The organism is Niallia circulans NBRC 13626, from assembly GCF_001591585.1.
Classification (GTDB): Bacteria; Bacillota; Bacilli; order Bacillales; family Cytobacillaceae; genus Niallia; species Niallia circulans.
This window is the reverse complement of record NZ_BCVE01000009.1, coordinates 1-22,907: the sequence shown is the minus strand read 5'-3', so window position 1 is coordinate 22,907 and position 22,907 is coordinate 1. Positions and strand designations below refer to the sequence as shown.

Here is a 22,907-nt window from a genome sequence, read left to right as displayed (position 1 = left end):
TTTATTTAGGAAAACATACTTACTTCTCTATTCATTTTTAATTCAAGATGTTTAAAGGTTTTAAGAGAGGTTAAATAAATAGAAAGGGGTAATAGAAGGAGGAAATAGGAATGCTTGTTGAAAAAGAACAGTTATTGATTAAATCATTACAGGAATGCATGATTGTTTGTAATCATTGCTTAAATGAATGTTTAACAGAAGAGCAGGTAGCACCAATGCTTGATTGTATTCATATGAATAGGGAAAGTATTCAATTTTGTAGTTACTTAGAGCAGGCAATTATCAGAAAATCTCCATATGCAAAAGAATTTGCAGAAATATGCCTTTCTGTTTGTGAGGATTGTGCAAATGAATGTAAGAAACACGATCATCGCCATTGTCAATATTGTGCAGAAATCTGTAAAGAGTGTGTAGAAGCATGTAAAACATTTTTAGAAGCATAACAGGTTGTAATAAAGACTTAGCTCTTTATTGAAAGAGAAAAAAATTGGTTTTTCGAGGAGGCGGTTCGAAACAGTTTTAAGCGAGCGACAGCCTCGAAAAACCATAATTTAAAAAAGAATTTTTCTCATCTGCTTTCATGACAACTTCCTGTACTCATTTAGCTAACAACATTTCTAAGTAATAATAATTAACTCATCCTTTTCCTCAAATTCAAATGAAGACTTTGGATTTAGATAACTAGTTCCCCCACGTTTGACCCCTAATAATAATTTACCCTCAGCTAATAAAAAATTGTTTAAAGTCAGATAATCAACTAATTCTTCCTCTATATTCTTCACTGGAATCAATTGAAGCTTTTTATCCTTCAATTGATTTAAAAGCTCTAAAAATGCAATCATCGTATCTTGTGAATTTAAACTGTTGTGCATAACAAAGCTAGTAAGGCTGTTTGTTTCAATTATTTCATCTGCACCAGCTCTTTTAGCATTTTGTATTTGTTCAGCAGTAAGTATTTCAACGATGCAAGGTACATTTGCATTTAGTCCTTTAATAGCAAGTAAAGTTAAAATAGTGTGCATATCTGCTTGTAATTCTTCTTTGTTTTGATCTGCTGTTAAAATGACCTTACTAGCAGTCATGATATTCGCTTTCAATAGGACACTATCTAAATTAGAATTCCCTTTTACAAAATGAATAGTTTCTGGAACTGGATTTGTTGCTAAGGACTCATCGATTAAAGTAATTGGAATGTTTTCGCGATCTTTAATGATAGAATGGATGATTAGTTTGGACCGTTCATTCCAGCCGACAATTATCAAGTGGTTTTGTCCTCTATAAGTGGTTTTTCCTTCCAGATACGCGTTTTGTTTAGCCACAGCTGCTGTTGCCAATGTTACTAAGTAGGTAGAGAGAAATCCGACGCCTGTTAAGATTAACAGCATGCCGGTTATTCTCCCAAGAACGGTAATAGGAGCATAATCGCCATATCCAACGGTAGAGGTAGTAATAATGGCCCACCAAATGCCTTCAAATAAAGTGGGAAATGTTTCTGGTTCCACTAAAGTGATAAAGCAGCCGAATAGGATTATAATAGTTAAGGAAATCGATAAAACACGAATACTTAACGGTAATCTTAAAAATCTAGAAAGCATAGAATTAGGCAAAGTAAACACCTCATAATAGTTGTTATCCTTTGCATTATTGACCAATAAAAAAACTTTCATAATCAATGAAAGTTTTTTATCAGGATATTTTTAAAGTTGGATATGATAAAAAGAAGCAATTGTTTTCTGTTCTTCTTCAAAGTTTTTATAGTCGTTCAAGTTAGAGAGCATGCCTTTAATTATGGGTACTCTTGGTTCATCAGCATGAATCTCTGCCATTAATACTTCTAGTGTTATTTCTATCTCTTGTTTGTTTGCTCCATGCTCAATCTTACGTTGGATGGAGGCAATAGCATCTAGTATATCTTGATGGCTATGTTCCATAAAGTTAATTTTAGGCTTTTTAATTATATATTTTAGAAAAGAAGTAGAAAAGAGTGGATGCTCATTATTTTTGTCCATATCTGTTATAATTGAATCTAATCTTTTTAATAAGTAGATGGAAATATCCCTTGTTGAGACATTAATAGGCTCTAAAATCACAAGTTTTAAAAAAGAATGAATAAGGCCATCTTGGATCATAAGCAAATCTAAAAGGTATTGCTTTTTCTCTTCCCCATAAATAGAGTGGAGTCCTTGGAGATTATAACTTTGAAGCTCGGACTGCATTTTTACTAACAGATCTTTGATAGAATTATTTAAGGGAATAGCTTGTTCTTTTGATTGCATGACAATAAACTCTTTATGTTTTAAAGCATGATTAAACATAAAGGTAAGCTGATCGATGTATTTTTCTCTTGCAGGGATTCGCCTTTGACTTATTTCTTCCATAGTAGTAATCAATTCATCGTAGTAATATTGCATAATTTTATAAAGAAGAGAGTCTTTTGATTTAAAGTATAAATAAAAGGCTCCTTTTGATATACCGCAATCACTTGCAATTTCTTGCACTGATGTAGAAGAAAATCCCTTTTGAGCAAAAAACTTTATGGCAGAATCTATAATTATTTTTTCTTTTTCTTTCACGTAATTTCCTCCTGGACGTATAGGAAGTACACCTTGACTTATTGGTCATCTTTTTCTAATATATGTGACTAATCAGTCACATTATATAGTAATTGAAGGAAAAAATCAATGTATAGGGCTTGCTTCTTCTTAATTGAGGGAAGTAGTTACGAATTGTGCGAAAAAAAGATTTGCTATATGATTATACGCATAAAAGATGAAGGACGAAAGTTGAGTAATCCAATTGGTTTAAGTTAATTAAATCGAGCTGATTCCTTGACGAGCGTTTCTTATAATAATAAACTTACTTACGTATCGTAAGTATCAGTTTGTCTACATTCTTTATATTTTACATATAGTAAGTGTAAAGAACTTTAATAATCAAAAATTCTATACCGATAAAAAATAAAAGTAAGAACATAACAGAAGATAAAGGAGATTTTGTAATGGATCAAAATGTTATCGATCTTCTTCAAAATAAGATGGAAATAATCGCATTTAATGAAGAACAGAATTTAAGTTTAGTTGGACCAGTAAAATTACCAGTTCAATTGGACGATCAAGTAGTGACATTTCAATGGTATACATGGTTACCGATAAAGAAGGATGAAACGAAAGAGGAAGTACTTCGTTCTTTACCGAGTTTACATTTAGCGGATTATCAACAATCCTCTGTTTTAGTATACGGTGACTTCAAAAATGCAGAAAATGCATTAATACGTATGCATAGTATATGTCATACTGGCGACATTTTTGGTAGTAAACGTTGTGATTGCGGATATCAATTAAAAGAATCGATGCGCATGATTGTAGAGAATGGAAATGGAGCTCTCTTTTATTTAGCTAATCATGAAGGAAGAGGTATTGGGCTATTTACTAAATCCCTTGCTTACCTTTTACAAGAAAATGGTCTAGACACTGTGGAGGCAAATCTCGCACTAGATTTTCCTGATGATTTAAGAAGTTATGAAGCACCGATTAAAGTACTTCAAGCCCTTCGACAAAAACCAGTTAAATTAATAACTAACAATCCAAAGAAGCTTGATGCACTTAAAAAACTTGGTCTTACAGCAGAAGAAAATATTCCCTTATGGGGGGATGTCTCAACTTATAATGAGAATTATTTAAACACGAAAGTGAATAAATCTGGTCATATTCCCTTGAAAAATACAGTGACCATTTAAGGAGAATAAGGTATGAAGCATGATCAAGATTATATGAGAATAGCGTTAGACCTTGCAGCATCTGCACTTGGTAAGACAAATCCAAATCCAGTTGTGGGAGCTGTCATTGTAAAGGACGGAGTAATTGTCGGAACTGGCCTCCATCGCAAAGCAGGAGAGCCACATGCTGAGGTCCATGCTTTTAAAATGGCTGGAGACCATGCAAAAGATGCAACTCTTTATGTGACGCTAGAGCCATGCTCACACTATGGGAAAACACCACCTTGTGCACTTTTAGTGAAAGACTCTGGAGTGAAAAGAGTGGTAGTAGCCACAGAAGATCCAAATCCGCAAGTTGCTGGACGAGGTATTAACATCTTGAGGGAAGCAGGAATTGATGTAGAAGTTGGTGTTCTAAAAAAAGAAGCCCAGCAATTAAATGAACGTTTTATTCATAATATGATACATGAAAAACCTTTTGTCATATCTAAGGTAGCAATGACCTTAGACGGCAAAATTGCTACCCATACAGGACATAGTCAGTGGATTACAGGAGAAGAAGCAAGAAAAGAAGTGCATCTTTTAAGAAATGAAGTAGATGCAATCTTAGTTGGTGTTGGTACTGTGCTCGCTGATAATCCTAAATTAACAACTCGATTAGAGGGTCCATCAAAGAATCCAATTCGGATTATTTTGGACGCAAATTTAAGAACACCCCTAGATGCTAATATTACTGATTGTAGGGAAGCAAAAACAATCATTGCTACAAGTGCTACCCTTCAATCAGAGAAAGCAGCTGTTTTAAAAGAAAAGGGTGTAGAATTATTCACAGTTCCTTCTATTCAGGGGAAATTAGATTTGGAGATAGTTTTAAAGGAATTATATAAACGTGGAGTTACAGATATTCTTCTTGAAGGTGGAAGTGAAGTAAATGCAAGTTTTATGCGTCAGCAACTTATTCAAAAGTATTTAGTATATATTGCTCCTAAAATAGTAGGTGGTGCCAATTCCTTTACACCATTTAAAGGGGAAGATATTGATACAGTAGATGAAGCAGTTTCCTTAAGATTTGAAAAGACGGAATGGGTGGGCGCGGATATGAAAATAACTGCTTATCCCGATATAATTAAATAGTGTTTCTACGGAGGAAATAATGAAGTTTGGTTTTGATATAGACGATACACTTATCAATTTAAGACAACATGCTTTTGAACTTTATAATCATAAGTTAAAGAAAAATATTCCATTAAAAGACTTCCATGCATTAAAAACGGTTGAAATTCACGAACCATTTGGATTAAATGCTACTGAAGGAAAGCAGCTTTGGAACTCTCTTAGAGAAGAAATATATTTTACAAATTGTCCTCCTTTTCCAGATGCCATTGAAGCACTAAATGAACTTGTTAGTAATGGTCATGAGGTTTATTATATTACAGCACGAAAAAAACAATTTGCCGAAAAGACGAAAGATTGGATGAAGCAAGCAGGGTTTCCGGTGATTGATAGTCATTTTTTTTGTGGAATGGAAGATCACGAGAAAATTTGTATCATCCAGGAGCTTCAATTAGACTACTATTTTGATGATAAACCTGCTGTCCTAGAAACGCTTCAAGGATATACCACAAAGCTGTATGTAAAGGATCATCCCTATAATCAACATTTAGAGGAGTTGAATAGAATAAAGGAGTGGAACCAGCTGCGAGCTTTGTATGAAAGTTAATAGGAATAGAAATAGCCTGAGTGCCTCATTCAGGCTATTTCGTATATTAATTTACCTTTCATAGCTCATGTATTTATCTTTTTCTATGATATGAATTGCCAACCCTTCTTTTAAAGAGCTTTTTAGCTTAAATGAGGAGCAATGAATCCTCCGTATAGAAAGGCTATTATTATAACTAGGGCAGGATGTACCTTCCACTTCTGCAGTAATAAAAAGGCAATGACAGCAATGCAAACAGATTGAATGATACCGATGGAATGATAGGAATCTTGAAACATTTCATAGGTTAAAACCAACATTAATGCTGTTATTACAGGCTGTACAAGAAGCGTCATGCCTTTGACAATCTTCGAATTTTGATGTTTTTTCATTAATTTTAATAAAAAAATAAGAGCAACTGCTGAAGGGAGAATAGTTGCCAATAAAGCAACAATAAATCCACCCCATCCTCCAACTCCAAAGCCTACATATGCAGCTATTTTGGTAGCAATTGGTCCAGGCAGAGCATTAGCAAAAGCGAGCATATTGGAAAATTCAATGTTGGATAACCAATTATATCGATTAACTATCTCCTCATACATTAAAGGAATAGAAGCAGGACCACCGCCATAACCTAATAAATTTGCTACAAGAAAACTGAGGAAAATACTTACAAAAATCATCTTATATGCCTCTTTCTTTGTTATGTAGAAGTTTATCTTTTAATTTAAAATGGAATGCTCCATAGATAAGAAAAATAAGTACAACAATACCTGGATGTATGGAAAATACTTGTAGCAATAGAAGGCAGACAAGTGTTAATCCAATTCCAGCATAGATTCCTAATCCTTTGACCGCCTTTTCTCCAAACTCATATGCCATTAAGCCAAGCATAACGGCAATGACAGGAACGACTGCTCCAATCATACTTGTTATTATTGGTGAATGACTGAGGATAGAGATAAAGGAAAATAAGAATACCATTGCTAAACAAGTCGGTAGTATATGAACGATTACGCTTATGATTGCTCCGATTATCCCTTTTTGATGATAACCTATATAGGCAGCTAATTTTGTGGCAATAGGTCCAGGAAGTGTATTCGCAATTGCTAAAGCATCCCCAAATTCATCATTAGCCATCCACTTATATTTTGTTACTGCTTCGTGACGAAACAGAGGAATAACAGAAGGACCACCACCAAAGCCGAAAATGCCAGCCCGAAGCATGCCTAGAATTAAATCTTTATACATAAAGATATATCTCCTTTCTTAACAACTCTAACGATAGTAATGACACGTAATTATCTTACCACTAATTTTATATTTTGTTTAAGGAATATAGAAAGCATGTATATGTTTTATTACTCTTACTCATTGAAAATTAAACCAACATATATTAAAATAATAAAAATATATTTAAGTTAAAGTTATTATCATCTAGCTTTCGTAAATAATTCTTCATTATACCCTTTCTATTTTGGTTATTCTTTGATTTACTTCAGGAAATAAAGTTCTTTATAGTAGAGTTTTTAAGAAATTATAAAATAGTTTCATTCTTTTCAAGTGGTAGTGGCTTAATTTTAAAAATGTGAATATTCAGAATAAAAAAGGGGGATTCAGACTTGAGAGCTAAATTGGAGAAAAGGATTAGAATTTCTGCCAAAAAAGAGCCAGCTGATATAGTAATTACAAATGGTAAAATTGTTAATGTTTTTACAGGAGAACTAATGGATGGGGATGTAGCAATTGCAGATGATAGAATAGCAGGAATTGGAAGCTATAAAGGGAAACAAATAATTGATGCCGAAGGCAAATATATCGTTCCGGGCCTCATTGATGGCCATGTACATATAGAAAGCAGTATGCTTACACCGCAAGAATTTGCCAAAATATTATTATTGCATGGTGTAACGACTGTTATCACAGATCCGCATGAGATTGCAAATGTGGCAGGGGCAGCGGGGATTCAATATATGCTGGATGCATCAGAAGATCTTCCGATAGATATTCGTGTCATGTTACCATCTTGTGTTCCTGCAGTTCCAGAGGATTCAAATGGAGCAACACTATATGCAAAGGATTTAGCACCCTTTTATTCATATGATAGAGTACTTGGCTTAGCAGAAATAATGGATTTTCCATCTGTTTATGAAACGCAGTCAGATATGATAGATAAATTTATTTTGACAAAAAAACAAAATCGTTTAATGGATGGTCATGCTGCTGGAATTGAAAGAGAGAAATTAAATGTATATAGCGCAGCTGAAATTCGAAATGATCATGAAGCAACCACACTACAAGAAGCAAAAGATCGGTTAGATTTAGGAATGTATCTGATGATAAGAGAGGGAACGGTTGCGAAAGATTTAAAGGCTTTATTACCTGCAATAACAATGAGAAATTCGCGAAGATGTTTGTTTGTAACAGATGATAAATTGGTAGATGATTTAGTGGAAGAGGGGAGTGTAAATCATAGCGTACGATTAGCGATACAAGAAGGACTAGATCCGATTATTGCTATTCAAATGGCCACCATTAATGCTGCCGAATGTTTTCAGTTAGATTCGATCGGGGCAGTTTCTCCAGGTTACCGCGCAGATTTTCTACTTTTAGATAATCTTGAGGAATTTTCCATTCATAGTGTATATAGAAATGGTCAATGTGTGGTGGAAAAGGGAAAATTAAGAAGAGAAGTGGAACGCTTCAAACCATCCTATTTGGGTACGAATTTACCGACAATAAATTGTGCAAAAGTGTCATCAGCTGACTTAAAGCTACCATTAACTTCTGAGAGATGCCATATAATCGAAATTATTCCTAATAGTATTGTAACGAAGGAAGTAATCGAAAAAGTACCAGTAGTAGATGGCTATTTTCAGCCATCATTAGAAAAGGATCAACTAAAACTTGTAGTAGTCGAGAGACATCATCAAACTGGGAATATTGGAAAAGCGATTGTGAAAGGATTTGGCTTTAAAAGAGGTGCAATAGCCACGACCATTTCTCACGATTCCCATAATATTGTTGCAGTTGGCACAAACGATGCTGATTTACTATCTGCTATTCAAGAGTTACAAGAAATAAAGGGAGGAATCGTTGTAGTATCAGAAGGTAAAGTTGTAGCGACACTTCCCTTACCAATAGCTGGATTGATTTCTGATCAAGATTATTTAACCGTGTACGAACAACTAAAAATATTAAATCATAAGGTCCAAATTCTGCAAGGGTATGATACCTTTAATCCATTCTTAACTTTATCTTTTTTATCATTAACGGTAATTCCTGCCTTGAAATTAACAGATAAAGGACTATTCGACTTTCAATCATTTTCCTATAAAGATATATCCCTTAATTTATAATAGATTTTTTTATTTTTTAATCTTTTGTTCATTATTTGTTCATAATTATTCGGTATTCTATAAACAGGTTAAGAGTTTCCCCTCTTAAAATATATTTTACCCGAAAGAGATTTCGGGTTTTTTTCATACCTAAAATTAAGGCAGCGGTTAAAAATTACGATATTATCCATGTTAGTTAAAAATTGTATGTTTAAACTTGCTAAAAATAGAGAATAATTTTATAAAGGTATACAAATTAATAATATAAGCATAGAGGTTATAAGAAAATCAGTAATAATGAAAGCGTTTTCTGATATAATAAATGTATAGATCTACTTACTAATAAGGAGTGGATAACGATGGAAGAACAAACAAACTTTTTTAATGGACTAAAATGGGGAGTTATTATTAGTATCCCATTATGGATTTCTTTTTTTGGATGGATAAAGTTACTTATTAATTTTACGTAAATATGGAAGTCTAAGTAAAGGCTATTAGGATATAAGGATAAAAAAGCATCGAAACCGATTATGCCTTCGATGCTTTTTTGTATTAAGCTTGTGGAATTGGAGGGTCAATTCCGAGGACTTTTTCGCCGTTAACTGTTAACCAAATATAGTAACGGTCAATTTCTTTACCAAGGATTTTTTCGATTTTCGCGATAACTTTTTCTTGAACATCAAAAGAAATCTGGGCAGTTTGTTCACCTAGTGGTACATTTTTGAGTCCAAGTGCATCTGCAATTTGTCTTGCTTGATCATAAGAGACTTCGATGTATTTGTCATACTCAGGTAGGTAAGCAGCTTCAGCAGGCTTTACTTGAAAGGATACAATTAATACTACAGCTAATAAACTCCATACTAATTTTTTCATAAGCTCTCTCCTTTTTCATATTTAATTATTTCTTCTTTTAGTGCTATAAAAGTATCGACCACTTTAGGGTGATACATAGTACCCCGGTTATTTAAAATTTCTTGAAAAGCTTCTTCGGCAGATTTGCCCTTTTTATATACTCTGTCTGTAGTCATTGCATCAAAGGAATCAACAACTGATATAATTGCAGATTCGATGGTAATCTCATCTTCTTTCAGACCTTTTGGATAACCTTTTCCATCATATCTTTCATGATGCTGTTCAACAATTAATGCAATTTCATTTAATAGAGGGATGTTCGCTTCTTCTAATAACTGTCTTCCAAATGTGGTATGTTTTTTCATAATCTCCCATTCTTCACTAGTTAACTTACTAGGTTTTTGAAGAATTTCTAATGGGACTCTAACCTTTCCAACATCATGAAAAAACGAGGCGAGATTTAACAGTGTAATTTGTTTAGTGGACAATTCTAGTGCTTTTCCCACCAACATGGAATAATGTTTAATTCTTTCACAATGATCAACGGTATAGCCATCTTTCTCCTCAATAGATATGGCTAATTCCATTAAATCTTTAGAAAGTTTGCTATAATTATGAAAAACTGGCTGACTTGTTACATATATAAACTCAGTTTCTTCCTGAGAATAAAAATTGGTGAATTTCATTATGGGACTCTCAGAGAAAGATTGTCCAGTACTTAATTCGATTGTTCTTTCATCCGTATGATAAAGTAATTTTCCAGAGAGTATATATATAAATTCAAGACCAGTCCAATTCTCTTCCGGGCCAAGTGCCCAACTAGAACCGGGTTGTAATTTATGATAGATTACTTCGGTTCCATCTCCAGCGGCCATTAACGAAATTTGGAGACCTTTAAAATAAACGGTTTCTATAAACTCACCTGCATTCATGATGCCCACGATTTACTCCCTCTCTCTATTTACAATAAAAATAGATTAATATAATCTATAAAAATCTCAATTATAGTTATTTTAAATCATAAATAATGTTATTTTAATAGGTATATTAGATTATATTATATTTATCGTGTTAAAGAGAGTAGATTATCGAAATTTGTAAAACTCAACAAAAATATTGTAACAAATGTTGTATGGAAATAATAGCATTAAATTACAAATTATCTGAACAAAGATATAATATGGAAAGAATTAAAAACGGGAAAAAGGAGTTTGTTATTTATTAAGTGCTAACAAAAATCAAAATCAAATCTTTGAATAACTTTTCTGAATAATATATAATATAATAATGTAAAAGGGCTGACCTAATACAAAGAATTGATCTTGTACAGGTCAGCCACTTAAATGGTTGTTTCTCAGTTTTTATCCTTCATTACTTTAATTATTTAACTAGTTTTGGTGGAATTTCCACTTGGTTGTTACCCATATCCTACTATGGGTGAGTGGATATTTCTGTATCTATTAATTATTGTCGTTACGTGAATTTCCACCTTTTCGACCAATTTCTTGGTAGAAGTCTTTATCGTGGTTTTCAGAAGTAGCTTCTCCACCCTTTTTACCGATTTCTTGGTAGAATTCCTTGTCGTGGTTTTCAGCAGTGGTTTCTCCACCTTTTTTACCGATTTCTTGGTAGAATTCTTTGTCGTGGTTTTCAGAAGTAGCTTGTCCACCTTTTTGTCCGATTTCTTGATAAAAATCCTTGTCGTGATTTTTAGAAGTAGCTTCTCCGCCTTTTCTACCTGCTTCTTCTCTGCTCATTTTGTTGTCTGCCATTTCTATCACTCCTATTAAAGATTTTTAATTAACGTTACATTGGTTATATAGCCGAATTTGAACATAATAAACATAAATATATATTTTTTGGTATAGAAAATTTTGGTAAAGGGGAAAATGTGAATGAAAGTTACGAGAGAAAAATTTATGAAAGTAGTAGAGGTTGCTGAAGAATTAGGATGCAAAGTTGTATATGATTCGACAAAAAAAATTAGTTTTAATACAAATATGTATATAACGGTTCCTTATCAATTTTCATTGGAAAATATCTATGCACTTGCACATGAAATTGGCCATGTTATTGATTATGTCAATGGCGACCTCGATCATGATAAATGGTTGCATGATTGGTCTTATCGTGTCAACGCAGAGATGAGTGCGTGGGTTCATGCCTATAAAATATTAGAGAAGAATGGAGTACCATTACATCATTGGCAGACACATGTAAATGCTAAACTAGCGAATTATTTTATTCTTCCAGAAGTAATCTAAACTGGTATAAAAAAGAGGCAGTTATTCCTTTTCCTTTTATTGAAGGAGAGGAAAGCTGCCTTTTTTAGATGAAAGAAAGGGTAGTATTTTAAGGATAAATTAAGAAGTTTTTGCCTCTCTAACGCGAAATGGATAGTGCATATGTTAGAAAAAGGGACTACTTTTGGAATAAGTTTCCCTAAATAAAATAAAGAAAATAGCTATTACAAAACGGGGATATGAGAACCATTTTAATAATAGCTACTTTCATTTTAATTGTTATCTTGCATATCTTTCGCTAGGAATCCTTGTTGTTTAATCATTTTAGCATTACTTGGGTAGTAGGATTTATCATAAAAGTTTGCAATGCGATTGGTCCATCCCACTGGGGTTTCCCCTCTGTTCTTTAAATACTCGCTGTATGTTTGATTATATTTTTCAAGCATTTCCTGTTGATTTCTATCATACTTTTCTTCATGAAGAACACCTTGTAAAGGTAATCTAGGTTTTAATCCGGGATCCCCATCAGGATATCCAAGGCAGAGTCCAGCAATTGGTATGACATAGCTAGGTAATTGCAAGAAGTCAATTACCTCTAAAGAATTCCGACGAATACCTCCTATGGGAACTGTTCCTAACCCGAGTGACTCGGCAGCAGTAATGGCATTTTGTATGGCCAGACCAACATCCGTAGCCCCAATTAAGAGCGTATCAACATCATCGATTGCTTTAAACTCCTTTCCTTCCATTTCACTAGCTAACTTTGCTCGATAGAAATCAGCACAAAAGATGAGGAAGACCGGAGCATTTTCAACATGCTTTTGATTCCCGCATAATTCAGCTAAATGTCTCTTTCTATCCTTATCTCGAACCAAGATGGCTGTAACATGCTGTCCATTAATCCAAGAAGGGGCACTTTGTGCTGCTTCCATAATTGAGTGCAGTGATTCCAAACTTACTTCTTTATCTTGATATTTACGATAAGATCGATGTTTTTTTAAATGTTGTATGATTTCATTCATCTAGTGATTCTCCTTTTTCGTATTTTCTTTATTTTAGCATAGCGAAAAGAAAAAATATCTCATTGAGCCAGATAGAGTCATGACAACTTTTTAGCATAAAAAAACCTACCAATAACAAAATAGGCAGGTTTTTGAATTTTATAAGAGAGATTCAGCGCCGTCTATATATACTTCTGTACCAGTAATATGATTAGATAAGTCAGAACTTAAGAAATAAACTAAATCAGCTACTTGTTGAGCGCTTCCAGATTGCTGGGACAATGGTTGGTTCCCGTCTGGATATTCAACAGGGATAGTTATTTCTTTTAAGTGTTCTTCATCTTTAAAAGTATTCTTTTCTATATTTGTATCGATTGCTCCAGGGCAGATCATATTGACTCTTATTTTGTATTGGGCTAATTCTAATGCCGCCATTTTTCCAAATGCCACTTGTCCAGCTTTCGATGTACTATAAGCAGACATTCCGAAGTTTTTAAAAATGCGATTTCCGTTAATACTGCTTGTTATAATAATACTGCCACCATTGGTTTTCATATGGGGAATGCTATATTTAACAGTTAAAAATGTACTTTTCAAATTTGTTTCAATGGTTGTATCCCATTCAGAGGGTGTCAGGTCTTCAATAGAAGACACTGCCCCGTTAATTCCCGCATTAATAAAAACTGTATCTATTCTATTCCATTTTTTTACGGTTTCCTCAATAGCCTGTTGAATGGAAGGAGGCTCTGCGACATTGGCTTCTAATGAGATCGCTTCTTGACCTTTTTTATTAATCGTTGCTTTCACTTCTTCTAGCTCATCAGCATTTAAGTCTACTAGTGCTACTTTCATTCCTTTATTTGCAAGTGAGATGGCTGCTGCTTTTCCAATCCCGGAAGCTGCCCCGGTAATTATCGCTACTTTATTTTTAAGGTCATTCATTTTAGTATCCTCCTCGATCAATATCGATAATGATATTGTTATTATGATAGATATAAGATACTAATATCCATTTTTAATGAAATAGAAACGTTTTATGAGTTGGTAAGTAAATAATTAAAATTTTAATACTAAATTTTCGAAAAAATCGTTTATATTCGGTAATATGGAGAGAAAGGAGATGATTTTCATTGAAAGCGATGATAATTGAAGCATTTGGTGAGTCTACGGTATTTAAGTTGAAGGAAATAGAAACACTTGATCTATTGCCACACCAAGTCCGAATAAAAGTAAAAGCTACTAGTGTCAATCCTATTGATATTAAAGTGAGAAGTGGAGCAGTACCAGGTGTTTCTCCGTCTTTTCCCGCTATATTACACGGAGATGTAGCAGGCGTTATTGAAGAAGTAGGAGAAGCGGTACAATCCTTTCAAATTGGTGATGAAGTATATGGATGTGCTGGCGGTTTTAAGGGATTACAAGGTGCATTGGCTGAATATATGATTGCTGATTATCGACTATTAGCACATAAACCAAGAAATATCACTATGGAAGAGGCAGCTGCAATCCCTCTTGTTGGGATAACTGCATGGGAATCATTGTTTACTAAGGGGGGATTAAAGAAAGGAGATAATATCCTTATTCATGGTGGAGCAGGCGGGGTCGGCCATATTGCCATTCAGCTCGCTAAATGGGCCGGAGCTATTGTTTCTACAACCGTTTCAACCATAGAAAAGCAAGTGATTGTTAAAAAAATAGGTGCAGATTATATTATTAATTATCGAGATGTGTCGGTGAAAGAATATATTGATAAATATACGGATGGAAAAGGCTATCCATTGATCTTTGATACTGTCGGCGGTAGAAATCTAGACCAATCCTTTGAAGCAGCAGCTTTAAATGGAAGTGTCTTAACCATTGCTGCCAGATCAACACATGATTTAACTCCTTTACATTCAAAGGGGCTTTCGTTACATGTAACATTTATGCTTCTCAAGATGCTTAATGAGGATTCGCGAATAGAGCATGGGGATATTTTACGCAATATCACGAAGATAGTAGAAGAAAATAAGTTAAAACCACTACTTGATAAAAAAACATTTTCTTTCGAGGAAATTAGTAAAGCGCATGAATATTTAGAATCAGGCAAAGCTGTTGGAAAAGTAGTTCTTGTTAATAAATGGTAGGTTACATTTGTTGAGAAGCTTTGTATAAAAAATTCCGTAGATAACCAAAATACATACGTAGTGTATTAGGAAGGAGGAATCATCATGAGTTATCAAAAGCCAAACCCTGATAATCGTTCTGATAATGTAGAAAAATTACAGGACATGGTACAAAACACGTTAGAAAATATCGATAAAGCAGAAGAAACGCTGGTAAATGCGAGTTCTGATGAAAAAGAAATGATTCAACAAAAGAATAAAAGAAGAGAAGCTGCAGTTCAGTCGTTTAGAGAAGAAATCCAAGATGAAGCATCTGATAGAGAAAATGGGTATCAGTAAGTAAAAAGGATTAGAATAGGCTGCACGTTAGATTTTAACTTTATAGGATAGAATAAAGCTAATTATTTTGTTCTCGAAGAAATTAGCCAATTTATCTTATAAGGTGGAAATACTTTCGTGCAGTTTTTTATTTGTTTTGTGGCAATTTAGAAATTTCTCGGAATTTACTGCTGTAAAACGATTTTCATAGTAATATATATATGAATACTTTTATAGGAGAATTAAGATGAAAGCAGTTATTACTGGAATGGGAATAATAGGAGCAGGATTTTCCAATATAGTAGAGTTTATGACAGTGCTTCAAAGTAATAAAAGTATGTTGAAACAGGAGAAATATGAAGGGAAATACATATACACAGGTAGAGTGAGGGAAGAGCAAATAAACAAGGTACATAAAAGGCAAGAAAAAATGTCTAAACCTGTTCGTATGATTCTCCATGCATGTAAAGAAGCAATAGAACAGGCCAATATAAGCGTTAGAGACTATCGAACAGCGGTCATTGTCGGTTCTTCGGCTGGTGGCTTAGCAGAAATCAGTAAAGCCACTTTTTCTTTGGAAAAAGGCAAGAGGCTTTCTCCTTATACTATTGGAAATATGAATGCTAATTCTCTATCTTCTAGCATTAGTGCTTATTTGCAGTTAAATGGTATAGCATTATCATTGGCAAATAGTTGTACATCGGGTATAGATGCATTAAATTTAGCGAGAATATTAATTGAGTCAAATCAAATTGATGTTTGCATAGTTGGTGCTAGTGATGAATCAATTTGTGATCCTATAATAAAAGGGTTCCTTCCACATCGTGTTTTACAAGCTGGAAATAATCCTCAACCCTCTTTTGGGCCATTTTCAGGTGGGAAAGGATTTTCGATTTCGGAAGGAGCAGGTGTTTTAATTGTTGAAAATGAGCAAGTAGCCATTCAGCGTCATGCATCCATATTAGGAAAAGTAGAAGCTACAAGTGTAACACAGGACGCTATCTCTCCTTTTCAGTCAGACTCAACAGGTTTGCTTATGGAAAAAGCAGTTGCTGAATGTTTACAAGAGAATATGCCAACCTACATAAATAGTCAAGCTTTAGGAATAATGGAAAATGATCATATTGAAATCGGTGTATATAAGAGGTTTTTTGCAGGATCTAAGATTCCTATTACATCCATTAAGGGAACGGTCGGGCATGCAATGGGAGTTTCGCCGCTTTTTCAAATAATAGCTTCTTTAATAAGTATCAAAAAAAGCTTTATTCCTGCAACCATAAGTCAGGAAATAAATGATTATTATCGAGATTATCCAATAGTGACACAGCTAATTACAGAAGATGTTGATCGCGTTTTAATAACAGCACATGGATATGGAGGAAATAATGGGTGCGCGATGATAACAAAAGGAGGAGCATAAAGTGGAAGCTATATTATTATTGATGGTTTCGTTAGTCCCACTCATTATTTCTGTGACTATTATTTTTTATTCACAGTCTCAATTAACAAAAGCCTTATCTCTTTTCTTATGTATGCTCTCCTTCTGGCAAATGGATATCGCAGTTTTATATGCAGGAGATTTCTTAAGTCAGGGGACAATTGAACTCTTATTTAAAATATTCCGGCTAGGAACTATTTGTATAATGCCAGTTATGTATTATTTTTCATATTATTTAGTAAGTGAACATAAAGAGTTTAAACGATTTAGAGTATTGTTTAATAAGCCATTTTTATACGTTTTAATTTTATATAGTTTATTTGCCTATTTTATTAATTTTACTAGCCTTGGTGTGAAGGATTTTATTGTTATGGATGGAAATTTACTTTCTTCTAAGTATATTCTTCCTATTTACGGAAAGTGGAATGTATTATTCATCTTAAATATTGTTTTATTATATTTGAACACTATCATTTTATTGGTGATTTCCTTTAAAATTAGGGATCCCATTTATAAAAGCTTTTATATCAAATTTGTAATCGCTGTTTTAATCATCTATATTAATGGTGTATTTAGTGGTTTTATTTTTATTCCATTATTTTTCTCTAGTTTTAACTCTTTGATAGCGGCAGTTATTTTATTTTTAAGCTTTTTTCAAATGCAATCGACACATCTGAATAATATGAATGCAGAGTTATCGAGGCAAAGTGAGTTACTCGAAGCTATTATGGATATAAACCCGAATTATTTATTAGTTAAAAATAAGAAGGAACAAATAGTAAAAATGAATCCTTCCTTCTTAAAGCTATTATCGCTTGAAAACAATAATTGGTTAGGGCGTCCATTTTCTTATATAGAAAAACGTATTAATATGGAGACAGACGAACCGCATCGATTTGTCGATAGCAGCGGGAAGAACTATTTTATTATATGGGGGAAAAAGGAACTTATACATAGTACTGGAGAAGAATATCATATCTATTTTGGACATGATATTACGGATCAGAAGCATAATGAACAACTAATGATTTCTTCTGAAAAATTAAAAGTGGTAGGAGAGATGGCTGCCAGTGTTGCCCATGAAATTCGAAATCCGTTGACAACTATTAGAGGGTTTATCCAGCTTTTGAAGGAAAAAAACGATGCTTCTGGCTATGAAACGATATTACTGGATGAAATTGATCGGATTAATGAAGTCTTAAAAGAGTTGCTTATACTAAGTAAACCTGAGGCGAAAGAAAATGATAATAATGCTCTTCCGATTACAAAAGCATTTTTAGAATTAAAAAATCTAAAAGTCCTATTTCATGCCCTGGCTAATGAACAAAATAAAGAGATCATCTTAGAAAATAGAGAGAATAAAGAAATAATAGCTTCAATTGATAATTCTCAATTTAAACAAGTTTTATTAAATATATTGAAAAATAGTATAGAGGCAATTGAACCTCAAACAGGGAAAGTAAAAGCAATACTCGACCAAAAAGATGATTTTTGTAGAATTAGAATAATTGATAATGGAGACGGAATAAGTAAAGAAAGACTAGCTAGGATTGGAGAACCGTATTATACAAGCAAAGAAAAAGGAACTGGCATAGGCTTAACGATATGTTTAAAGCTTCTCAAGCAAAATAAAGGAGATATGGTAGTGAAAAGTAAAGAGGGATGGGGAACTGCAGTTACCATTGTCTTACCGTGTTTTCTTTAAAGATGTATAGAGAGTTGCGTAACAAATAAAAAGCGGATGTTTAAGGGGAAAACCCCTTTTAAACATCCGCTTTTTGAATCATTTCAATTAAGATAAGCGATTACTGTAATCTTCGAAGATAAACTGGCGAACAACTTTTAAGCCTTCTTCTTCATTATAAGAAGCAATAGAAGGTAAATTAACGCCGTTGAACATATGGTTTTTAACCATTGTATAGTGGGCCATGTCGCAGAATACAATTTTATCGCCAGGCTTTAGTGGTTTTTTGAAAGAATAATCCCCAATAACATCTCCGGCTAAGCACGTCATACCGCCAAGTCTATAGGTATATTCATTTTCACCAGGCTTCCCAGCATCAATAATATTAGGTCGATATGGCATTTCAAGTACATCTGGCATATGACAAGTTGCTGATGTATCAAGTATAGCAATATCCATTCCATTATGAACAATATCAAGGACAGTGGATACTAAGTAACCTGTATTCAATGCAATGGCTTCGCCTGGTTCTAAATAAACATCTACATTATATTTTTCTTTTATAAATAATATAGATTCAACTAAAGTTTCAATATCATAATCTGGACGAGTAATATGGTGTCCTCCACCAAAATTAATCCACTTCATTTTTTTTATATATTCGCCGAACTTCTCATCGACTACTTTTATCGTGCGTTTTAAAGTATCCGAATTTTGCTCACACATCGTATGAAAATGAAGTCCATCTATTCCATCTAATTCTTCTGGATTAAAGTTATCTAAGGTAATACCAAATCGAGAATAAGGAGCACATGGGTTATAAAGCTGTGTTTCAATTTCTGAGTATTCAGGATTGATTCGAAGACCTACATCAATTTTCTTCCCCGCTTTTTGAACCTTATCTTTAAATCGATTCCACTGACTATGCGAATTAAAGACGATATGGTCTGTATATTGAAGTAATTCATCAAATTCGCTTTCTGCATATGCAGGTGCATATGCATGTACTTCTTTTCCCATTTTCTCATAGCCAAGTCTAGCTTCGAATAACGAACTGGATGTTACTCCTGCTAAGTATTTACCTACTAGAGGAAATACAGAGTGCATGGAAAACCCCTTTAATGCAAGTAGAATTTTTGCCCCTGTACGTTCCTGTACAGACTGTAAAATTTCTAAGTTTCTTGTTAAAAGACGCTCGTCCACTACGTAACTTGGTGATGGAGCTTTTGTAAAGTCAATCTTTTTCATTTCATTCCTCTCAATCTATAAGAGTTGGAGAAAAGTTCTCCTGCCATGGTAATCCATATTTATTTAATGCATCCATGAATGGATCTGGATCAAATTCCTCTACATTGTATACGCCTGGACGCTTCCATTGGCCTTTCATGATAAGCATGGCACCAATCATCGCTGGAACACCAGTTGTATATGAGATTGCTTGAGATCCTACCTCGCGATAACATTCTTGGTGATCACAAATATTATATACATAATAAGTTTTAGGCTTTCCATCTTTTGTACCTTGAATGATACAGCCGATATTGGTTTTCCCTTTTGTTCTAGGTCCAAGTGATGCAGGATCAGGAAGAATTTCTTTTAAAAACTGTAATGGGATAATCTCTTTTCCTTCATAATTAATTGGTTCAATAGATGTCATTCCAACATTCTCAAGAACCTTTAAGTGGTTTAGATAATTATCAGAGAAAGTCATCCAGAAACGGATTCTCTTAAGTCCTTTAATATTTACTGCTAATGATTCTAGTTCTTCATGGTATAAAAGATAAATGTTTTTAGGGCCAATTTGGTCTAAATTATATTCTCTTTTTTCAGAAAGTGGTGGTGTTTCAATCCATTCGCCGTTTTCCCAATATCTTCCGTTCGCTGTAATTTCACGAATATTGATTTCTGGATTAAAGTTTGTAGCAAATGGATAGCCATGGTCTCCGCCATTAGCATCAACAATATCTATATAATTAATTTCATCAAAATGATGTTTTTGTGCATAAGCCGTGAAAACACCTGTTACTCCAGGATCAAACCCACTTCCAAGGAGCGCGGTTAAGCCAGCCTCTTCAAACTTTTGCTTATATTCCCATTGCCATTTATATTCAAATTTAGCTGTTTCAGGTGGTTCATAGTTTGCAGTATCTAAGTAATGGACCCCAGTAGCTAGACACGCATCCATTATAGTTAAATCTTGGTATGGTAATGCAACGTTGATTACTATTTCTGGCTTAAAGCTATTGATTAACTCGATTACTTCTTCTGTTTTATCAGCATCAACTTGAGCAACAGTAACCTTTGTTTTGCCACCATCAATTTTATCTTTAATTGCTTCACACTTTGAAAGTGTTCTGCTTGCAATGCAAATTTCTTCGAATACATCTGGTACTTGACAGCATTTATGTGCGACAACACTTGCCACTCCGCCAGCACCAATAATTAATGCTTTTCCCAACATGAATAACCTCCTTTAATACTACCTAAAAAATTTCAATAAGGCTGATTATACATAATGTGCGTCAAATAATCTATATAATCCAGTAAAATATAAAAAAAATTTAATGAAAATTTATAGACAGGAAATTCAGCTGTAAAATTAGGGAAGAAAAGGAGGGGGCTAACAAATGATTTATTGTGGGATTAAGAGGAAACCTCTCAGAGAATAGCTTGCTCTCTTTTAGAAAATAAAATAAAAAAAACGACTATTATCGCCGTTAGGTTATGAAAAATATGGTGGAGACTATCGGGATCGAACCGACGACCTCTTGCATGCCATGCAAGCGCTCTCCCAGCTGAGCTAAGCCCCCATAATAATATCTATATACATTATACAAAATTAAATAAAAACTTCAAGTGGTTGAATGAATTATTGGATTGGAATAAATAGAACCCTTTATAAAACTAAAAGATTAGCAGAATTTATTGAAAATGAGTATACTGAAAAATTTCAAGTTAATGAAGGAATAATATGTAAGGAAATTTCTATACCTATAAAGGAAGGATAAAAAGGAAGGTTCAAATGAGGGGTATATGAACCTTCTCCTTTTTAATGATTGAAATTAATTTAAACTCTCTATTTCAATTTCTTTCACTCCATGAATGTCAGAAACATCTCTATAAACATCTGTTATTTCTCTTTTTTGATCAACTATGATAATAAGGTAAATAGAATGTTCTCCCGTTTCTAAATCTTTAATTCGTATATGTTTTATTCCTGTTCTTAAATTACGTATCGCCTTAATAATAGTTGAGACATTTTCCTTTTGGTCAGCTTTTAGTTTTACTTTAATTTCTTTTTCTCTCAACTGACGAGGACCAATCATACTCATGAAAAATGGTATAAATTTAACACTAATTAATAGAAGGACAACCCCAATTAAAGCTTCTATATAATATCCTGCTCCGACTGCAATCCCTATGCCTCCTGCTCCCCATATTAAAGCTGCTGTAGTTAATCCAGAAATACTATCATTTCCTCTTCTCAGTATAACTCCAGCACCTAAAAAACCGATCCCAGAAACAATTTGAGCCGGTAAACGTAACGGATCCATTTGAATATTAACTTGATCGCTACCAGGAAATTTATAGGCTGCTTCAATCGAAATAATAGTTAATAAGCAGCTCACAATACTTATTACAAGACTAGTTTTTAGACCTACAGGTTTACGTTTAATTTCTCGCTCTAATCCAATGATCAATCCGAAACCAGCGGAAATACCTATTTTTAATAAAAAATCTATATTAATATCCATTCTATGTTTCCTCTCCTGTATTTAATTTATTGTAGTCAAGTGTCGTGGTTGATTATTAATTCTCACTATATAAAGAACAGGAAATTAAACAAGGCTACAAGGTGCTAGGGGAAATTATTGAAAACAATTCTACGATTTTTAAAAACTTAAAGTATAATATCCTATAACGGTTTATTGTAAACACTAAATATTAATTAAGTGTATGTTATTTGGAGAAAAACATTCTTCTTATAGAAATGGTACTCCTTTTTAATAATGGAATATTTTTTTTAAAAAAGTATTGACCGTTAACTTTAAACAATGTTATATTAATATCCGTCGCTGAAACAACACGAAATGTTAAAGTAAATGACGGAAAAGAATTTTAAAAATACTATTGACATTGATAGTTAATAGATGTTATATTAGGAAAGTCGCTTCTTGAGCGGCTAACTAAATTGCTCTTTGAAAACTGAACAAACAAACGTCAACAATAATTGTTTTATAACGAATGTTGTAAAACAAAAAAAGTAATAAAAAGCTAGAGTTTAGCAATGAGCTAATCAACTCTTTATTGGAGAGTTTGATCCTGGCTCAGGACGAACGCTGGCGGCGTGCCTAATACATGCAAGTCGAGCGGACTTTAAAAGCTTGCTTTTAAAGTTAGCGGCGGACGGGTGAGTAACACGTGGGCAACCTGCCTGTAAGACTGGGATAACTTCGGGAAACCGGAGCTAATACCGGATAATCCTTTTCCCCTCATGTGGAAAAGCTGAAAGA

The 22,907-nt window shown here is 33.7% G+C and carries 22 protein-coding genes, 1 tRNA gene and 1 rRNA gene; 11 read left to right on the top strand and 13 right to left on the bottom strand.

Features of this window, described 5'->3' with window-relative positions; genetic code table 11:
• Positions 1-110: 110 nt before the first annotated feature.
• Complete coding sequence (locus tag BCI01S_RS12785) at positions 111-443, top strand: four-helix bundle copper-binding protein (protein ID WP_047942197.1); 333 nt, start codon at positions 111-113, stop codon at positions 441-443.
• 174 nt (positions 444-617) lie between these two features.
• Here the strand turns inward: BCI01S_RS12785 and BCI01S_RS12780 are convergent, their stop codons facing one another.
• Together BCI01S_RS12780 and BCI01S_RS12775 are read right to left on the bottom strand one after the other, a co-directional pair.
• A complete protein-coding gene (locus tag BCI01S_RS12780; RefSeq protein ID WP_235844500.1) occupies positions 618-1,607 on the bottom strand; it encodes a potassium channel family protein in 990 nt (329 codons plus the stop codon).
• A 90-nt stretch (positions 1,608-1,697) separates the two neighbouring features.
• Positions 1,698-2,573, bottom strand: coding sequence for a TetR/AcrR family transcriptional regulator (locus BCI01S_RS12775; protein WP_047942196.1), 876 nt, complete (start codon positions 2,571-2,573; stop codon positions 1,698-1,700).
• 425 nt (positions 2,574-2,998) lie between these two features.
• Between BCI01S_RS12775 and BCI01S_RS12770 the strand changes: the two genes are divergently transcribed.
• The 3 genes from BCI01S_RS12770 to BCI01S_RS12760 are packed head-to-tail and all read left to right on the top strand — an operon-like array spanning position 2,999 to position 5,435.
• Entirely contained in the window at positions 2,999-3,736 is a 738-nt protein-coding gene (locus BCI01S_RS12770) for a GTP cyclohydrolase II (protein WP_047942195.1), read from the top strand.
• A 12-nt stretch (positions 3,737-3,748) separates the two neighbouring features.
• Entirely contained in the window at positions 3,749-4,849 is a 1,101-nt protein-coding gene (gene ribD / locus BCI01S_RS12765) for a bifunctional diaminohydroxyphosphoribosylaminopyrimidine deaminase/5-amino-6-(5-phosphoribosylamino)uracil reductase RibD (RefSeq protein WP_061799018.1), read from the top strand.
• A gap of 19 nt (positions 4,850-4,868) precedes the next feature.
• Positions 4,869-5,435, top strand: coding sequence for a 5' nucleotidase, NT5C type (locus BCI01S_RS12760; protein ID WP_047942193.1), 567 nt, complete (start codon positions 4,869-4,871; stop codon positions 5,433-5,435).
• Positions 5,436-5,557: 122 nt separating this feature from the next.
• On the opposite strand, the gene chrA is transcribed toward BCI01S_RS12760, so the two are convergent.
• Together chrA and chrB are read right to left on the bottom strand one after the other, a co-directional pair.
• On the bottom strand, positions 5,558-6,097 hold the full coding sequence (chrA, locus tag BCI01S_RS12755) for a chromate efflux transporter ChrA (RefSeq protein ID WP_061799016.1): 540 nt from the start codon (positions 6,095-6,097) through the stop codon (positions 5,558-5,560).
• Position 6,098: 1 nt separating this feature from the next.
• The gene (gene chrB / locus BCI01S_RS12750) at positions 6,099-6,665 is read right to left on the bottom strand and encodes a chromate efflux transporter ChrB (RefSeq protein WP_061799014.1); all 567 of its coding nucleotides are present in this window, start codon (positions 6,663-6,665) and stop codon (positions 6,099-6,101) included.
• 371 nt (positions 6,666-7,036) lie between these two features.
• Here chrB and ade point away from each other — a divergent pair, with 371 nt between their 5' ends.
• The gene (ade, locus tag BCI01S_RS12745) at positions 7,037-8,773 is read left to right on the top strand and encodes an adenine deaminase (RefSeq protein WP_061799012.1); all 1,737 of its coding nucleotides are present in this window, start codon (positions 7,037-7,039) and stop codon (positions 8,771-8,773) included.
• A gap of 531 nt (positions 8,774-9,304) precedes the next feature.
• Here ade and BCI01S_RS12740 read toward each other — a convergent pair.
• The 3 genes from BCI01S_RS12740 to BCI01S_RS12730 all read right to left on the bottom strand — a co-directional run bounded on the left by BCI01S_RS12740 (position 9,305) and on the right by BCI01S_RS12730 (position 11,376).
• A complete protein-coding gene (locus BCI01S_RS12740; protein ID WP_047942189.1) occupies positions 9,305-9,625 on the bottom strand; it encodes a hypothetical protein in 321 nt (106 codons plus the stop codon).
• On the bottom strand, positions 9,622-10,536 hold the full coding sequence (locus BCI01S_RS12735; RefSeq protein ID WP_217275771.1) for an HD domain-containing phosphohydrolase: 915 nt from the start codon (positions 10,534-10,536) through the stop codon (positions 9,622-9,624). Before BCI01S_RS12735 ends, BCI01S_RS12740 begins: the two co-directional genes overlap by 4 nt.
• A gap of 528 nt (positions 10,537-11,064) precedes the next feature.
• A complete protein-coding gene (locus BCI01S_RS12730; protein ID WP_061799010.1) occupies positions 11,065-11,376 on the bottom strand; it encodes a con-10 family general stress protein in 312 nt (103 codons plus the stop codon).
• A 123-nt stretch (positions 11,377-11,499) separates the two neighbouring features.
• Here BCI01S_RS12730 and BCI01S_RS12725 point away from each other — a divergent pair, with 123 nt between their 5' ends.
• Entirely contained in the window at positions 11,500-11,868 is a 369-nt protein-coding gene (locus tag BCI01S_RS12725) for a type III secretion system effector protein (RefSeq protein WP_047942186.1), read from the top strand.
• Positions 11,869-12,119: 251 nt separating this feature from the next.
• Here the strand turns inward: BCI01S_RS12725 and BCI01S_RS12720 are convergent, their stop codons facing one another.
• Together BCI01S_RS12720 and BCI01S_RS12715 are read right to left on the bottom strand one after the other, a co-directional pair.
• Positions 12,120-12,869: an NADPH-dependent oxidoreductase gene (locus BCI01S_RS12720; RefSeq protein WP_047942185.1), complete on the bottom strand. Its 750-nt coding sequence runs from the start codon at positions 12,867-12,869 to the stop codon at positions 12,120-12,122.
• Positions 12,870-13,007: 138 nt separating this feature from the next.
• The gene (locus tag BCI01S_RS12715) at positions 13,008-13,790 is read right to left on the bottom strand and encodes an SDR family oxidoreductase (protein ID WP_047942184.1); all 783 of its coding nucleotides are present in this window, start codon (positions 13,788-13,790) and stop codon (positions 13,008-13,010) included.
• A gap of 188 nt (positions 13,791-13,978) precedes the next feature.
• Between BCI01S_RS12715 and BCI01S_RS12710 the strand changes: the two genes are divergently transcribed.
• The 4 genes from BCI01S_RS12710 (at position 13,979) to BCI01S_RS12695 (ending at position 18,414) form a co-directional block, all read left to right on the top strand.
• Positions 13,979-14,974 (top strand): zinc-dependent alcohol dehydrogenase family protein, encoded by a 996-nt coding sequence (locus tag BCI01S_RS12710; protein WP_061799008.1) that lies wholly within the window; start codon positions 13,979-13,981, stop codon positions 14,972-14,974.
• An 84-nt stretch (positions 14,975-15,058) separates the two neighbouring features.
• Positions 15,059-15,292 (top strand): small acid-soluble spore protein Tlp, encoded by a 234-nt coding sequence (gene tlp / locus BCI01S_RS12705; RefSeq protein WP_047942182.1) that lies wholly within the window; start codon positions 15,059-15,061, stop codon positions 15,290-15,292.
• Between the two features lie 226 nt (positions 15,293-15,518).
• A complete protein-coding gene (locus BCI01S_RS12700; RefSeq protein ID WP_047942181.1) occupies positions 15,519-16,691 on the top strand; it encodes a beta-ketoacyl synthase N-terminal-like domain-containing protein in 1,173 nt (390 codons plus the stop codon).
• Between the two features lies 1 nt (position 16,692).
• Complete coding sequence (locus BCI01S_RS12695) at positions 16,693-18,414, top strand: ATP-binding protein (protein WP_053215670.1); 1,722 nt, start codon at positions 16,693-16,695, stop codon at positions 18,412-18,414.
• 87 nt (positions 18,415-18,501) lie between these two features.
• Here BCI01S_RS12695 and nspC read toward each other — a convergent pair whose 3' ends face one another.
• The 4 genes from nspC to BCI01S_RS12675 all read right to left on the bottom strand — a co-directional run bounded on the left by nspC (position 18,502) and on the right by BCI01S_RS12675 (position 22,148).
• On the bottom strand, positions 18,502-19,641 hold the full coding sequence (gene nspC, locus BCI01S_RS12690) for a carboxynorspermidine decarboxylase (protein WP_061799006.1): 1,140 nt from the start codon (positions 19,639-19,641) through the stop codon (positions 18,502-18,504).
• A gap of 10 nt (positions 19,642-19,651) precedes the next feature.
• Positions 19,652-20,851: a saccharopine dehydrogenase family protein gene (locus BCI01S_RS12685; protein ID WP_047942343.1), complete on the bottom strand. Its 1,200-nt coding sequence runs from the start codon at positions 20,849-20,851 to the stop codon at positions 19,652-19,654.
• A 276-nt stretch (positions 20,852-21,127) separates the two neighbouring features.
• Positions 21,128-21,203: transfer RNA gene (locus BCI01S_RS12680), tRNA-Ala, on the bottom strand.
• A gap of 252 nt (positions 21,204-21,455) precedes the next feature.
• A complete protein-coding gene (locus tag BCI01S_RS12675; RefSeq protein ID WP_047942178.1) occupies positions 21,456-22,148 on the bottom strand; it encodes an MgtC/SapB family protein in 693 nt (230 codons plus the stop codon).
• 550 nt (positions 22,149-22,698) lie between these two features.
• Between BCI01S_RS12675 and BCI01S_RS12670 the strand changes: the two genes are divergently transcribed.
• Positions 22,699-22,907: ribosomal RNA gene (locus BCI01S_RS12670) — 16S ribosomal RNA — on the top strand; the annotation flags it as partial.

Excerpts from the sequence above, each read along its gene's own strand:
- BCI01S_RS12730 (WP_061799010.1), bottom strand. The coding sequence starts at position 11,376 with ATGGCAGACAACAAAATGAGCAGAGAAGAAGCAGGTAGAAAAGGCGGA.
- BCI01S_RS12785 (WP_047942197.1), top strand. The coding sequence starts at position 111 with ATGCTTGTTGAAAAAGAACAGTTATTGATTAAATCATTACAGGAATGC.
- BCI01S_RS12720 (WP_047942185.1), bottom strand. The coding sequence starts at position 12,869 with ATGAATGAAATCATACAACATTTAAAAAAACATCGATCTTATCGTAAA.
- BCI01S_RS12740 (WP_047942189.1), bottom strand. The coding sequence starts at position 9,625 with ATGAAAAAATTAGTATGGAGTTTATTAGCTGTAGTATTAATTGTATCC.
- BCI01S_RS12715 (WP_047942184.1), bottom strand. The coding sequence starts at position 13,790 with ATGAATGACCTTAAAAATAAAGTAGCGATAATTACCGGGGCAGCTTCC.
- BCI01S_RS12760 (WP_047942193.1), top strand. The coding sequence starts at position 4,869 with ATGAAGTTTGGTTTTGATATAGACGATACACTTATCAATTTAAGACAA.
- chrA (WP_061799016.1), bottom strand. The coding sequence starts at position 6,097 with ATGATTTTTGTAAGTATTTTCCTCAGTTTTCTTGTAGCAAATTTATTA.
- tlp (WP_047942182.1), top strand. The coding sequence starts at position 15,059 with ATGAGTTATCAAAAGCCAAACCCTGATAATCGTTCTGATAATGTAGAA.
- ribD (WP_061799018.1), top strand. The coding sequence starts at position 3,749 with ATGAAGCATGATCAAGATTATATGAGAATAGCGTTAGACCTTGCAGCA.
- BCI01S_RS12700 (WP_047942181.1), top strand. The coding sequence starts at position 15,519 with ATGAAAGCAGTTATTACTGGAATGGGAATAATAGGAGCAGGATTTTCC.
- chrB (WP_061799014.1), bottom strand. The coding sequence starts at position 6,665 with ATGTATAAAGATTTAATTCTAGGCATGCTTCGGGCTGGCATTTTCGGC.
- BCI01S_RS12770 (WP_047942195.1), top strand. The coding sequence starts at position 2,999 with ATGGATCAAAATGTTATCGATCTTCTTCAAAATAAGATGGAAATAATC.
- BCI01S_RS12735 (WP_217275771.1), bottom strand. The coding sequence starts at position 10,536 with ATGAATGCAGGTGAGTTTATAGAAACCGTTTATTTTAAAGGTCTCCAA.
- BCI01S_RS12675 (WP_047942178.1), bottom strand. The coding sequence starts at position 22,148 with ATGGATATTAATATAGATTTTTTATTAAAAATAGGTATTTCCGCTGGT.
- BCI01S_RS12725 (WP_047942186.1), top strand. The coding sequence starts at position 11,500 with ATGAAAGTTACGAGAGAAAAATTTATGAAAGTAGTAGAGGTTGCTGAA.
- nspC (WP_061799006.1), bottom strand. The coding sequence starts at position 19,641 with ATGAAAAAGATTGACTTTACAAAAGCTCCATCACCAAGTTACGTAGTG.